This is a genomic window from Microcoleus sp. B4-C1 (assembly GCF_036705285.1).
Classification (GTDB): domain Bacteria; phylum Cyanobacteriota; class Cyanobacteriia; order Cyanobacteriales; family Microcoleaceae; genus Microcoleus.
In genome coordinates, this window is the sequence record NZ_JAUBUC010000031.1 from 42,913 (window position 1) to 57,069 (window position 14,157).

12 protein-coding genes are annotated in these 14,157 nt (G+C 46.8%); 9 read left to right on the forward strand and 3 right to left on the reverse strand.

Annotation, left to right across the window (positions count from 1 at the left end; all coding sequences use genetic code 11):
* Nucleotides 1-51: 51 nt before the first annotated feature.
* From ntrB to QUB26_RS14575, 6 genes are all read left to right on the forward strand, one after another.
* Entirely contained in the window at nt 52-921 is an 870-nt protein-coding gene (ntrB, locus tag QUB26_RS14550) for a nitrate ABC transporter permease (protein ID WP_333056182.1), read from the forward strand.
* 174 nt (nt 922-1,095) lie between these two features.
* Nucleotides 1,096-3,123 (forward strand): nitrate ABC transporter ATP-binding protein, encoded by a 2,028-nt coding sequence (locus QUB26_RS14555; protein ID WP_333239287.1) that lies wholly within the window; start codon nt 1,096-1,098, stop codon nt 3,121-3,123.
* 104 nt (nt 3,124-3,227) lie between these two features.
* Nucleotides 3,228-4,799, forward strand: coding sequence for a nitrate ABC transporter ATP-binding protein (locus QUB26_RS14560; protein WP_333239289.1), 1,572 nt, complete (start codon nt 3,228-3,230; stop codon nt 4,797-4,799).
* Nucleotides 4,800-5,173: 374 nt separating this feature from the next.
* A complete protein-coding gene (locus QUB26_RS14565) occupies nt 5,174-7,345 on the forward strand; it encodes a nitrate reductase (protein WP_333239292.1) in 2,172 nt (723 codons plus the stop codon).
* Between the two features lie 599 nt (nt 7,346-7,944).
* Nucleotides 7,945-8,253 carry an RNA recognition motif domain-containing protein gene (locus tag QUB26_RS14570; RefSeq protein WP_015179102.1) on the forward strand — a complete coding sequence of 103 codons (309 nt, stop codon included), beginning with the start codon at nt 7,945-7,947 and terminating at the stop codon, nt 8,251-8,253.
* A gap of 361 nt (nt 8,254-8,614) precedes the next feature.
* On the forward strand, nt 8,615-9,073 hold the full coding sequence (locus tag QUB26_RS14575; RefSeq protein WP_333239294.1) for a phosphate-starvation-inducible PsiE family protein: 459 nt from the start codon (nt 8,615-8,617) through the stop codon (nt 9,071-9,073).
* Between the two features lie 83 nt (nt 9,074-9,156).
* On the opposite strand, the gene rimM is transcribed toward QUB26_RS14575, so the two are convergent.
* The 3 genes from rimM to QUB26_RS14590 form a co-directional block, all read right to left on the reverse strand.
* Entirely contained in the window at nt 9,157-9,798 is a 642-nt protein-coding gene (gene rimM / locus QUB26_RS14580; protein ID WP_333239325.1) for a ribosome maturation factor RimM, read from the reverse strand.
* 141 nt (nt 9,799-9,939) lie between these two features.
* Nucleotides 9,940-10,572, reverse strand: a complete 633-nt coding sequence (locus QUB26_RS14585; RefSeq protein WP_015179099.1) for a response regulator — start codon at nt 10,570-10,572, stop codon at nt 9,940-9,942.
* 86 nt (nt 10,573-10,658) lie between these two features.
* The gene (locus QUB26_RS14590; RefSeq protein WP_333318568.1) at nt 10,659-11,912 is read right to left on the reverse strand and encodes a molybdenum cofactor synthesis domain-containing protein; all 1,254 of its coding nucleotides are present in this window, start codon (nt 11,910-11,912) and stop codon (nt 10,659-10,661) included.
* A gap of 117 nt (nt 11,913-12,029) precedes the next feature.
* Here QUB26_RS14590 and QUB26_RS14595 point away from each other — a divergent pair, with 117 nt between their 5' ends.
* The 3 genes from QUB26_RS14595 (at nt 12,030) to cobO (ending at nt 14,076) form a co-directional block, all read left to right on the forward strand.
* Complete coding sequence (locus tag QUB26_RS14595; RefSeq protein WP_333239298.1) at nt 12,030-12,647, forward strand: hypothetical protein; 618 nt, start codon at nt 12,030-12,032, stop codon at nt 12,645-12,647.
* A gap of 155 nt (nt 12,648-12,802) precedes the next feature.
* Nucleotides 12,803-13,381, forward strand: a complete 579-nt coding sequence (locus tag QUB26_RS14600; RefSeq protein WP_333239299.1) for a Uma2 family endonuclease — start codon at nt 12,803-12,805, stop codon at nt 13,379-13,381.
* Between the two features lie 59 nt (nt 13,382-13,440).
* Nucleotides 13,441-14,076 (forward strand): cob(I)yrinic acid a,c-diamide adenosyltransferase, encoded by a 636-nt coding sequence (gene cobO / locus QUB26_RS14605; protein WP_333103560.1) that lies wholly within the window; start codon nt 13,441-13,443, stop codon nt 14,074-14,076.
* The last annotated feature ends 81 nt before the right edge of the window (nt 14,077-14,157 follow it).

Here is a 14,157-nt window from a genome sequence, read left to right on the forward strand (position 1 = left end):
CTTCAAAGTATCTACAAATAATCGATTATTCACAATCTTGGAAAAAGAAAAATGGCAACAAACCTCGCTGTTACTAAAAGCAAAAATCCAGTAAATTTCGTTCTGGATCAGGTTCAGAAAAACCGCCGGAAAATCATCCGCCCGCTGGTAGCAATTGCAGTTCTGCTCATAATCTGGCAAATCCTCTGCAACAGTCCAGAGTCCAGCTTGCCGGGGCCAATCAAAACAGTCCAAGAAAGCTGGAATCTGATTATCAATCCTTTCTTCGACAACGGCGGTACAGACAAAGGCTTGTTCTGGCAAATTTTGGCTAGCTTGCAGCGGGTGGCGATCGGCTTTACTTTGGCAACAGTTCTCGGCATCAGTTTAGGAATCCTGATCGGGACAAACTCCCTAATGTTCGATGCTTTAGATCCGCTGTTTCAAGTATTTAGAACTATCCCGCCCCTGGCTTGGCTGCCGATCGCCCTGGCCGTATTTCAACAGTTCAATCCCTTTGAAGGCATGGGGGTGAAAGCTAACGAAGTTTCTGCACTCTTCGTAATCTTAATTACAGCAATTTGGCCGATTCTAATTAACACCACAGTAGGCGTTCAACAAATACCCCAAGACTACAGAAACGTCGCCCGCGTCTTGCGCCTCCCCAACCAAAAATACTTCTGGAAAATCCTGCTTCCCTCTTCTGTTCCTTACATCTTCACTGGCTTGAGAATTGGCATCGGTTTGTCTTGGCTGGCGATCGTAGCTGCGGAAATGTTAGTCGGCGGCGTCGGCATCGGCTTCTTCATCTGGGACGCTTACAACAGTTCTCGACTAAGTGCAGTGATTATAGCAGTGCTTTATGTAGGAATAGTCGGTTTGATTTTAGACAGAATCGTTGGTTTCATTGCTTCCAAAGTTGTTCCTGAAGAACAGAAATAGAATTTGGGCATCGGGCATCGGGCATCGGGCATCGGGCATGGCGAATGGGGAATGGGGAATGGTTGCCAACTACAAACTGGTAGAAATGAGTTGTAAATTAATGCCCAAGGCCCAAGGCCCAATGCCCAATTAATAATCAGCATCATACAAATTACAAACTAACCTAAAATTACCATGTCAGTATTTGTTGAAGTAGACCACGTTGACCGCGTATTTAACTTGCCCAACGGAGAGCAATACATTGCTCTTAAAAATATCGAACTGAAAATTAAAAAAGGAGAATTCATCACCTTAATTGGGCACTCTGGGTGCGGCAAATCTACGCTGCTAAATATCATCGCCGGCCTCGACAAAGCAAGTCAGGGCGGGATTACTTTAGAAGGACGGGAAGTCCGCGATCCAGGCCCGGACAGAATGGTGGTGTTTCAAAATTACTCGCTACTACCTTGGCTGACGGTGCGCGAAAATATTGCCCTAGCAGTAAATGAAATTTACAGCGGTAACTCTCAAGAAGATCGGGAGTTGGTGATCGAACACCACATTAAATTGGTCGGACTCGGACACGCGGCCGACAAACGCCCAGGCGAAATTTCTGGGGGGATGAAACAAAGAGTTGCGATCGCCCGCGCCCTGGCGATTCGCCCGAAATTGCTGCTGCTAGACGAACCCTTCGGCGCCCTTGATGCCTTAACTCGCGGCGGTTTGCAAGACCAGTTGATGAAAATTTGCGAGGAAAGCAAAGTCACCAGCGTGATGGTAACTCACGATGTGGATGAGGCTTTATTACTGAGCGATCGCATTGTGATGCTCACCAACGGCCCGGAAGCCCAAATCGGGCAAATCCTCGAAGTGAACATTCCCCGCCCCCGCAAGCGCATGGAAGTTGTCAACCATCCGAGTTACTACGCGCTGCGTAACGAAATGGTTTACTTCCTCAACCAGCAAAAGCGGGTTAAACAGCGCCGGGCCAAACAACAACCCGCTGTCATCGCCCGCAACGGTTTGGAAAAAATCAACCTGGACATCGGCTTTATTCCCCTCACCGACTGCGCCCCCTTAGTAGTAGCTAAAGAAAAAGGATTTTTCAAAGCCCACGGCTTGGAAGAAGTTACTCTCAGTCGCGAACCGGGCTGGAAAGCGATCGCCAAAGGAGTCGCCGAAGGACGGCTGGACGCGGCGCAAATGGTCGCAGGAATGCCGATCGGGATGCTGTTGGGCCTCGACGGTGAAGCCCCTGTACCCGTCTGTAGCGCCATGACGCTCTCTCGCAACGGCAATTCGATTGTTTTCAACAAAGACCTTTACAGACAAGGCATTCGGACATTAGAGGATTTCAAAGCTGCGATCGCCAAGACTCCCGATAAAGTTCACACCTTGGGCATGGTACACTCGGCCTCCATGCACAATCTGCTGTTCCGTTACTGGCTGGCCGCCGGCGGCATCGACCCCGACCTCGACGTGGGCTTGACCGTGATTCCGCCCCCGCAGATGGTATCAAATTTAAAAGCAGGCAACATTGACGGCTACTGTTCAGGCGACCCCTGGAACTCGCACGCAGTCAACAGTGGTACGGGTTTTGTTATGGCCCGTTCCCTGGATATTCTGCCCGGACACATCGAAAAAGTTCTCGGTGTTAGCGAAGATTGGGCTCAGAAATATCCTCAAACCCACCTCGCCCTCGTCAAAGCGCTTTTGGAAGCCTGCGAATACTGCGACGATCGCCGCAACCGCGAAGAAGTCCTAGGATTGATTAGCCAAGAACAATACATCGGCGCCGATCCCAAAGACATCCGTCCAGGGTTCATCGATCCGTACAACTCCGGTACGGAGGCAGAACCAGAAATGCTCTACAATTTCAACCAGTTCTCTGTTGACAAAACCAATTTTCCAGACCGCCTAGAAATGGTGTGGGTGATGGCGCAGATGGCTCGGTGGGGACTGATCCCGTTCCCGAAAAACTGGGTGGAAGTGGTCGATCGAGTTTTGCGGCCCGATGTTTTCGGTCAAGCAGTACGGGAATTGGGTTTGCCGGATATCGCTAGAGATCGCCGGACGATCGAGCTATTTGACGGCACTGTGTTTAATCTCGACGACCCGATCGACTATCTTCACAATGTCAAAATCAAACGCGCCGTCCGCATTGAAGAAATCTTAATTGAACAAATAGGCAGTCAGTGTTCCATCAAACTGCCAGCAGCATAACCAGCAAATAGGAAGAGGGAATGAGGAGCCAGAAATCAGGAAACAAGACTCCACATTTTCCGCTTCCTAACTCCCTAATTTCAAATTCTCAATCGAAATTTGTCATGTCTAATTCATCAACCCAAAATCCAAATCCTGAAAATATGCAAACTATCAAAACCCCCCAAAAAACGAAAATAGAGACGCCCAAGCAAGACTTTCTGACTATTAAAGACGTATCGAAAGTCTACGAAACTCCTAAAGGCCCTTACGTGGTTCTCGACGGTGTAAACCTGACTATTAATGAAGGCGAATTTATTTGTTTGATTGGTCACTCTGGCTGCGGCAAATCAACTTTGCTGAATATGATCGCGGGATTCAACGGGCCGACAAACGGAGAAGTAGCCCTGGAAGGTTCGCAGATTACTGAACCAGGCCCCGATCGCATGGTGGTGTTTCAAAACTACTCGCTACTACCATGGCTGACTGCTACAGAAAATATTCACCTCGGCGTTGAAAATGTTTACCCGGAAAAGTCCGCAGACGAACACAATACGATCGTCAAGGAACACTTGGAATTAGTGGGGCTGACCGAAGCTTGTCACAAAAGACCGGGCCAATTGTCCGGGGGGATGAAACAGCGGGTGGCGATCGCCAGAGCCCTGGCAACTCGTCCCAAACTGTTGATTTTGGACGAACCTTTCGGAGCTCTGGACCCGATTACCAGGGAAGAGTTGCAGGAAGAATTGCTGAAAATTTGGCGGCAGGAAAAAATTACCGTCATTATGATTACTCACGATATTGATGAGGCTTTGTTTTTGGCCGATCGCATCGTGATGATGACCAACGGGCCAGCAGCTTCCATCGGCGAAGATATGCACATTCCGTTCAGCCGTCCCCGCAACCGGGCGCGGATTATGGAAGACCCGAAATACTACGAACTGCGTAACTTTGCTTTGGAGTTCCTGTTTTCTCGCTACGCCCACCACGAAGAAGGTGAAGAAACGGACTCGGAGACAGAAGCCGTCGCGCTACCGATGCCATTACCTGCTAGCAAAAAGCCTGCGGTTGCTGATAGGCCTCTTGCACCTGCACCTTTTGTGTCTCACGCTGCCGAACCCCCAGAAGCCTCGTCGATCAAACGTGGCATCCTGGCAGCCTCGTGGTTCGTCGCAATGTTTACTTTAGCTGCGGTCAATATGTCGGTTGTTTCCAGCCAGCTAAAGCAAGCGAAACTAGCAGAAACTGCACCTCCGGCGCCGACTGCCGGGGCGATTGTGAGTTCTCCCCCCAGCCCGCCAATCGCAGCAAGTTCGATCGCACCGAATCCTAGTCCTGCACCCATTGCTGCTGCAAGTCCTGCACCCATTGCTGCTGCTGCCACATCACAGATTTCTGACCAAGCCGAACTCGATGCGATCGGACAGAAGTTGTATGCACAAATCGACCAACAATGGAGAACAACTCCGACATTTACCGAAAGCTTGACTTATCGGGTCAAAGTAAAACAAAACGGCGATATCCTACAGTTCGATCCCACAAATAAAGCAGCTAAAGATTTCGTCAAAGAAACTCCTCTGCCGGTTTTGCAAACTCCTGCCGGTGCCACAGCAGGCGCTGCTGAAAAAACTGCTGAATTCCAAGTAACTTTTAGCCCCAGCAACGGCGGCGTATTAGAAGTTAAAACAGAGAAGTAGGCGACATAATACTCCCGCACTAAATCTCAGATTGCTATCAACTACCAGGCCAAAAGTAGTACAGGCGCGCTGTTTGAGTCATGCAAAAAATTCTCCTAGCTCCCCCTAGGTGGGGTGACAAGATTTAGGGCAAGAGTACCTCTGTTTGAGAGGTATTTAGGAGCGAATATCCACTGACTACAAACCCGATGGCTCGCGAGTTTTAGTAAGATAGCGGTTAATTTTAATTCAGGGTATTGTCCGTTGCTGTGAAGCATTTTTGCGGTAAGTTAGTAATGATTAAAACATTATTTGCAGGAGCCCTCTGTTCCGACTATAATGACGAATTACCAATTACCCATTAGCTTTCAAAAATTAGCATCTAAAATCACCAGATGGAAACTATAAAAACTCTTTGCCCATACTGCGGTGTAGGTTGCGGTCTAGAAGTTGTTCCCGACAAAAAACAAAGTTGGAAAGTGCGGGGCGATCGCAATCACCCATCGAGTCAGGGCATGGTTTGTATTAAGGGAGCAACCGTAGCAGAGTCCATTCGGAGCGATCGGCTACTGTATCCGATGATGCGAGATACTCTCGACGAACCGTTCCGCCGCGCTAGCTGGGACGAAGCTCTCGATGCAATTGTTAACCGCATCCAAACAATTCGCAGCACCAGTGGCCCCGATGCTTTGTGCGTTTATGGTTCGGGTCAATTCGCAACAGAAGATTATTATATTGCCCAGAAACTACTGAAAGGTTGTCTGGGTACTAATAATTTTGATGCTAATTCTCGCTTGTGTATGTCTTCAGCAGTCTCTGGATACGTTCAAAGCTTTGGCTCGGATGGGCCGCCTTGCTGTTACGACGATTTAGAATTAACAGATTGCGCTTTTATTATTGGTAGCAATACAGCGGAATGCCATCCCATCGTATTCAATCGATTAGCAAAATACCACAAAAAGCATCCCCATGTCAAAATGATTGTGGTAGATCCAAGGCGGACTCCGACTGCGGAAGCGGCGGATTTGCACTTAGCAATTAAACCGGGTACGGATATAGATTTGCTTAACGGAATTGCATATTTGCTGTTACGCAGGCAAGCAATAGATTCTGAGTTTATTGAAGAATGCACGGCGAATTTTTCAGCTTTTGCTGAGGTTATTAGCAGCTACACGCCGGATTTTGTAGCCTCGCGCTGCGGCATTACTGTGGGCGAGTTAGAAACGGCGGCAAACTACTGGGAACAGTCGCAGCGCGTTTTGTCTCTGTGGTCGATGGGAATTAACCAGTCGTCGGAAGGCACGGCAAAGGTGCGATCGCTGATTAATTTGCACTTGATGACTGGTCAAATCGGCAAACCGGGATGCGGCCCGTTTTCCCTCACCGGCCAGCCAAACGCGATGGGAGGGCGGGAAGCCGGAGGACTGTCTCACTTGCTCCCAGGCTACCGTTTTGTGAAAAATGCTGAACACAGAACCCAAGTCGAGGAGTTTTGGGGAATCGCACCGGGAAGTATTTCCCCGAATCCAGGCCGCACAGCTTGGGATATGATCACCGGTTTGGAAACTGGCGAAGTTGAGTTGCTATGGATTGCAGCTACTAATCCGGTGGTGAGTATGCCGGATTTGGAACGTACTAAAGCCGCTTTGCTGCGATCGCCCTTTACTATTTATCAAGAAGCTTACTATCCCACTGAAACCTCCGCCTACGCTCACATCCTGCTGCCGGCAACGCAGTGGAGCGAAAAAACCGGAGTAATGACCAATTCCGAACGCCGCGTTACCTTTTGTCCCGGTTTCGACACTCCCTCCGGGGAAGCCCGCGACGACTGGAGCATTTTCGCCGAGGTGGGACGGCGGTTGGGTTTTGCCCAACACTTTGCTTTCGAGAACAGTGCGGAGGTTTTTAATGAGTACGTGCAGTTGACGCGGGGCCAGCCTTGCGACATGACCGGCCTGAGCCACGAATACATCCGCCAAGAAGGGCCGCAGCAGTGGCCTTGCCGGGAAAACGAGCCTGTGCATCCAGCGAACGAAGCGAAACGGCTGTATACTGACAGGCGTTTTCACACTCCTGACGCGCGGGCAAGATTTTCGGCCTATCACTCGCGGGGACTGGCAGAACCTCCCGATCCTAATTATCCGTTTGTGTTGACGACAGGGAGACTTTACGGACACTGGCACACTATGACGCGGACGGGTAGAACAGAGAAAATTAATCAATTGCACCCCGATCCGTTTTTGGAAATTCACCCCCGTGATGCTGCCAAATTGCAGATTAAGGAGGGGGATTTGCTGGAAGTTCGATCGCGCCGCGGCAAGGCGCAGTTTCCGGCAAAAGTCACAAAGGCGATCGCCCCAGGTACGCTATTTGTACCGATGCACTGGGGTTCTCTGTGGGCCGAAGGCGCTGAAGCCAATGCCATGACTCATGCTGCAAGCTGTCCAGATTCCAAACAGCCTGAGTTAAAAGCTTGTGCGGTGCAGTTGGTGCTGGTTGGGGCAGAAACTGTCGCAGAAGTTGAGGAATTTAATTGGCAAAAATCCACCCTCGCCGTCACTTCTTGAGCTGCCCTCGAACGACGGGATGCTACACATCACCGCCGAACGAGCGGGAACCAGCGGGCGATCGACATGGGGAGGAACCGGGTTGACTTTCGGCGAGCGCGAGCGTGGAACTATTTGAGATTTACTCCACAGATGAATCTGGGAGTTTGAACAAGAGTCGAAAATTTTGATCTCTCCACGGCTCCTGTCGGGGCATTGTATCCGTTTTTGGGGTAACAACCTCTCTCGATCGAGCAATTTTGAGCCCGGACGCACCCTACACATAAATCTCAAATCCCAAATCTCAAACCTAAAACCTAAAATCGTTATGCCATTACGCAGCCTAAAAGCTGCGTTTCCCCGGCAGAGCTAGGGAACAAGGAAAATTAAATTTATTTATTCTGAGTTTTTCCTTCTTGATTGGGCGTTTTTCCTTCGGGAGAATGTCTTCTGGCGAAAGCCTTCTGCCTTCTTTTTAATTAATCGAGTCAGACAATTGCAGTTTGCACCTATAGGTGCTATGATTTTTTTACAAGGCTTTATTTTCGGCAGTACAGTTCGTTCGATCGGCGTTCCTCCGGATTTAAATCTCTACACCCTCTGATTCTGGAGAATGTTCAATGTCAATCTATGTCGGCAATTTATCCTACGAAGTAACGCAGGAGCACCTCAACCAAACTTTTGGAGAGTACGGTACAGTAAAGCGCGTTCAGTTGCCTGCTGACCGGGAAACAGGTCGGATGCGGGGCTTCGCTTTTGTAGAAATGTCTACTGAAGCCGAAGAAGCCGCAGCCATTGAGGCTCTTGACGGTGCTGAGTGGATGGGTCGCGACCTCAAAGTCAACAAAGCAAAACCCCGTGAAGAACGTCCTAGTGGCGGCGGTAACTGGGGTAACAACGATCGCGGTGGCAATTCTCGTCGCTACTAAACCACCCGAGCTAAATTTTTAGCTATCTTCTATATTGCGTCGGAGCAAGCTGGGAGTCAACCATCATTCTCTGTTGAGAATAGATAGTTAGTTCAGTATTAGCACCGCGCCTTAAAAGCCTCAAAATATTGCTAGACAATAGTTTGAGGTTTTTTTATGGCAAAAATTTATTAAGCAGGAGTTCATCGCGTGCGATCGATTCCTAGCTGACACGAAAAACTATAAAATATAACAGGCAGAGAGAGTCGCCTTCCCCAGTGCCCGGATTGCCGCCGTGAAACCAGGCAATCAGAGAGTTTTGCGCTTGCAAAGCGTACCGAAAAATGACAAAATCATCAAGAATGATGACTAAATCACTGGTATGCTAAAAAAAATATTTAGGCAAATTGCGAAGTTAAGCAATGATGAAAATTTTCTGCATTTTACAGAAAGTGTAGAAGTAATAATATCGAAAGTTTTATCACTGGCGATGATTTTGGTAATTATCGTCAGCGTTGCCGATTTGGTGATTTTTTTAGCACAAGAATTGGCAAACCACACTGATAATTTTTTAAAAGACACGTTGTTTGTGATATTTGGGTTATTTTTAAATGTTTTAATTGCATTGGAAATATTGGAAAATATTACAGCTTATCTGAAAAAGCACGTAATTCAAGTTGAGCTGGTTATTGTAACTTCTTTGATAGCAGTATCTCGAAAAATCATCATTCTTGACCTGGAAAAAAAAACCGCAGCCGACTTGATTGGTTTGGCGACTGCAATTTTCGCGCTTTCCATCAGTTACTTGATAGTGCGGTACACAAATAGAGGAAATGATTAATATTGGGAATTGGGAATTGGGGATTGGGGATGGGGAATTGTTAATAACTAATATCATCTCCTGCCCCTCGACCGGACATGATATTATTCCAACAAACCAGGAGGAGGCACAATTTCAATTCTGCCTTGTTCTAAGTCAACAATTGGCACAATCTCTTCCACAAAAGGAATCAATATTTTTGTGGATTTAGGCTCTTTAACACGAATTTTCCGTGGTTTCCGGGTATTTCTGGGGTCAGCGTTTGCTTGGGGAGTTTCAGGCTGTTTTGGCTTTTCTAATTCTGCTGGGACTGTTTCCGGCGCAGTTAGATTCGTTTCTACTTCTAAAAGGTCGTTACCTGCGGGAATAATATCACTTACCTTGCCTAGGATTTCCCCGGTTAACTGGTTAAAAACTTCCATACCGATCAAATCTTGGACGTAAAACTCATCAGATTCGAGGTAAGGTCGATCGGTCTTTTCAACAAACAACTTACAGCCCCGCAGCGCCTCAGCACTATCGCGGTCTTCCACACCCTCTACCTCTACAGCATACAGCCCTTTGCCGGGAATGTAGCGACCGCCCAAAAACTCGATCGGTTCGGGTTCACTTTTGTTAGGGCGCAAAATCCACCGCTTCCCCGGTTCGATAAACCTTTCCGGGAAATCAGAATCGGGATAGACTCGCACTTCCCCGTCCAAACCTTGAGCTGCTACAATTTTACCGATTTCTATCCATTCAGACATAAACTTTTTGGGAATTGGGAATTGGGAATTGGGAATTGGCAATTGGGAATTGGGCATGGGGCATTGGTAGCAGAAAAGCCTTGGTAACAAACAACAAATAACTACTGACTAATGACTAATGACTAATGACTACTGACTTCTTTACACCAATCCAGTTCTCAGTGCTACAACTGCGGCTTGCACGCGGTCATCCACTGCCAACTTATTCATAATACCGCGAACGTGAGTTTTAATAGTATTTGGGCTCAAGTAAAGCGCCGCTGCTATCTCAGGATTGCTGTTACCTTCCACCATTAATTTTAACACCTCCAATTCCCGCTGCGACAACTGACCAAAAGTAGTTGTAGAGGCAGGTATGGGGGGTTTCAGGTGTTCGATGACAGTCCGGGCAATTTGAGGGTCAAGATATGTAGCCCCCTCTGCGGCGGCTGCAATCGCTGCTAACAGCCTGTCTACAGAAGCACCTTTAATACAATAAGCATCAGCCCCACTAGAAAGGGCAGCAATAATTTCAGTTTCTGCCGTGTGAGAAGTTAACATTACTACTCGAACTTCTGGGAGTTGTGCTTTAATTTGCTGCGTCGCTGCTATGCCGTCGAGCCGTGGCAAACCGATATCCATTACAATGATATCAGGTTTAAGTTTCAGTGCTGCTGCTACGCCTAAATAGCCGTCTTCTGCTTGTCCTACTATTTCTATTTCTGGGGAATCGGCTAAAACTTGCTCTAATCCCAGTTGCATCATCGGGTCATCTTCAACAATTAAAATTTTCATAATTAATTGGCAATTGGTAATTTTTCCGGCTGACTGTTGACTGTTGACTGCCAACTAACTACTGCCAACTGACTACTGTCAACTGACTAATGACTAACTTTTAAAACCTCCACGAATTCGCCCGGTAAAATCCCGGTTTCCGCTGGCGGCAAAACTGCTAAACCACTTGTATTGGCGAGATTAATTAAATTCGCTGAATTTTGGCTGCCGCTAGCAGGTTCAAATTCCCACACTCCCGCAACTAAATGTAGTTTACCCCAAACATAAGTTTCGCGTCGGCCAGGCGATCGCAATTCAGCATTACACCTAGCTTTGACAAACTCCGGCCCCCAAGCATCCGCGCCTAGCCCAGAAATTTTTCTCAAAGCAGGCACAACAAACCGCCAACAGCAGACTAAAGCCGAAACCGGATTTCCCGGCAAACCAAAATAGAGACAATCCGAATTTTTTTCACCTCGTTTAAACCCAGCAACCGTTAAAGGTTTTCCCGGCTTAATCGCCACCGAACTAATGTGAACTTTTCCTCCCAAATCCCCCAAAATTTTCTCAATATAATCGTAGTCTCCTACCGACACGCCCCCCGTAGAAAGCACCACATCCGCTGTTGCCACAGCCCCGGAGATCGCCTTATTTAACGCCTCTTCATTATCAGGAACAATCCCCAATCGAATCGGTTCAAATCCCATTTGGGCCAACAAAACTGTCAAAGCATACTGATTCGAGTCTACCAGTTTCCCCGGTGCCAAAGGTTCGTCTGGCGATACCAATTCGTCACCAGTAGAAAAAATTGCCACCCGCAGCCTCCGATAAACGGGAACTTGAATGCACTGGGCAGTTGCTAACACTGCCATTTCTGGGGCGTTGATAACTGTACCGGGAGTTAGCAAAGTTGTTCCTGCTTGATAAAAAGCGCCTTTGTGTCTGACAAATGCTTGCGGTTTTTCAGGAGAAACTAAGATAAAAATACGATCGCCCTCACGCCTCGTTTCTTCCTGCATTACCACCGTATCAGCACCCGCAGGCATCACGCCACCCGTAAAAATTCGCGCCGCTTGCCCCGATTTAACGGTATTTTGAGGCTGATATCCGGCTGGAATCTCTTCAACTACTTCGAGTACCACTGGTTTTTCGGCGCTACAGTTTTCCACATCCGCAAACCGCACCGCGTACCCATCCATTGCTGAATTATCCCAATAAGGAAAATCAAGGGAACCAGTGACTGCCGCAGCCAAAATGCGCCCCGATGCTGCCAGCAAGTCTACAGTTTCTACATCCCGCTGACTGTCGAGGGGTTGCGCCAAATTTAGAACGATCGATTCTGCTTCTTTCACTGACAGCATGACTGTCTCCTTGTTTTGATAACACTCATGATTAAGTTTAGCAAAATATCCAGAGATATTGGTGATATAATTTTTTTTGATTTGGGCAGTCAACCTAATTTTTGGTGTTAATTGCTTATGACTATTTCTCGTTTGGTTGTTAGGCTCAATTGTTTATCCTTATTTGTGGTGGCTATCTTGATATTTTTCACTCAACTTTCAGGGTTAAAAGTCAGCGATTTATTCTTTCCGCCTTATTCTTATTCCCATCCCAATGTCGCCTTGTTAACTCGGACTTTCCAGATTTTATGTTCTGTACCCGTCATTGTTTGTAGTTTTACCTATAAATTAGCTCAAAGTATTCAACCGCGCACTTCAGAAAATCGATTTATTCTGTTTTCGGCTTTGTTAACAGGTGGATTTTTACTAAATGAAATTTACAGAATTCATATATATATGGTAGCAGGGGGAATTCCTAAGCTAGGAGTAAGTCTTTTGTACGCCGTTGTTTTGTCCTCCTACGGATGGTTTTTTCGGCGAGAACTACAGTTAACTCCCTACCAAATATTGTTAGCGGGTGTAGGCTTGTTGTTTTTTGCGATCGGCGTCGATGCCCTGCATATAAAAAACAAAATATTCTCCAGTTTACTAGAGGGACTACCTAAACTGTTTAGCGAAATCAACATTGCATTTTATTATTGGTATGTCTGTAAGTGTTTCCTCCAAAAAGCGTTTGATAAAACTATTAATAGCTAGTTATAAGGATGTGATATAATGAGCAAAAGTGCATAAAAAGATATCCATTAAATCCTCTTAACCCTTAATAATATTTACAGCATCTGCATCGCTCGGCCTTGAGCCGCCTTCATATACATAATCTTAAAAGTCCCAACGCATCCTGATAAAATACCATGATAGCAGTTACAATCAACTTCAACTCGATCGCCAAAATAACCGACGACCAATTTTATCAACTGTGCCGCGAAAACCCAGATGTCAAATTTGAACGCAACGCCAAAGGAGAAATAATCGTCATGCCACCCACAGGAGGAGAAACCGGAAATTACAATTTTGAAATAGCTACTGATTTTGGAATTTGGAACCGACAAACTAAACTGGGAATTTGTTTCGATTCTTCAACTTGCTTCAAACTGCCAAGCGGTGCCAACCGTTCTCCCGATGTCTCTTGGATTGAAAAATCAAGATGGGATGCACTCACCCCCGAACAAAAACAAAAATTTCCTCCCATTGCCCCGGATTTTGTCTTAGAGTTAATGTCGCCGACAGACAGCCTCAAAGATACTCAAGACAAAATGCAAGAATACATGAATAACCAAGTAAAATTAGGCTGGTTAATCAACCGCAAAACCCGGCGAGTCGAAATCTATCGCCAAGGACAAGAAATAGAAGTTTTGGAATGTCCAACAGAACTTTCAGGAGAAGATGTTTTGCCCGGTTTCGTGCTAAACTTGAAAACACTGTGGCAATAACTTGACATCTTGCATCTATCAGCGTTTATTTGCGTTCATCTGCGGTTAAAAAAAATCTAATGGAAACCAATACAGAAACTACTGCAACCACTGGCTTAACAGCCCAACAACACAAACAGAAAATGCAGCGCCGCCAAGAAGTGCAATCACAGCGAATCGCTAACTCTTCCAAAGAAAAAGGTTTAATTATAGTCAATACGGGTAACGGTAAAGGCAAAACCACGGCCGCTTTGGGAATGGTTGTGCGATCGCTCGGTCACGGCTACCGCGTCGCTATAGTACAATTTATCAAGGGAGCTTGGGAACCCGCAGAAAAAGCCGTTTTTCAACTCTGGGAAAAACAGCTAGAATTTCACGCAATGGGAGAAGGCTTTACCTGGGACACGCAAGACCGCGATCGAGATATCGAAACAGCTCAAAAAGCCTGGGAAAAATCCCTAACTTTTATCTGCAATCCCGAATTTAAATTAGTTCTTCTAGATGAAGTCAATATAGCATTAAAACTAGGTTATTTGCAAGTCGAGCAAGTGCTTTCCGGCTTAGACCAAAAACCAGAAGAAACCCACATTATTTTAACAGGCCGAGGCGCCCCGCCCGCGCTAATCGAACGGGCCGACTTGGTGACAGAAATGACTTTAGTTAAGCATCCATTCCGAGAACAAGGGATTAAAGCTCAAGCAGGTATTGAGTATTAATGTTGTTGGTCTTCAAAAGTTTAGTCCTAATTAGCTAAAAGCTGATTGGGAGTGGACTGAAGCCCTGACTACAAACCGTAT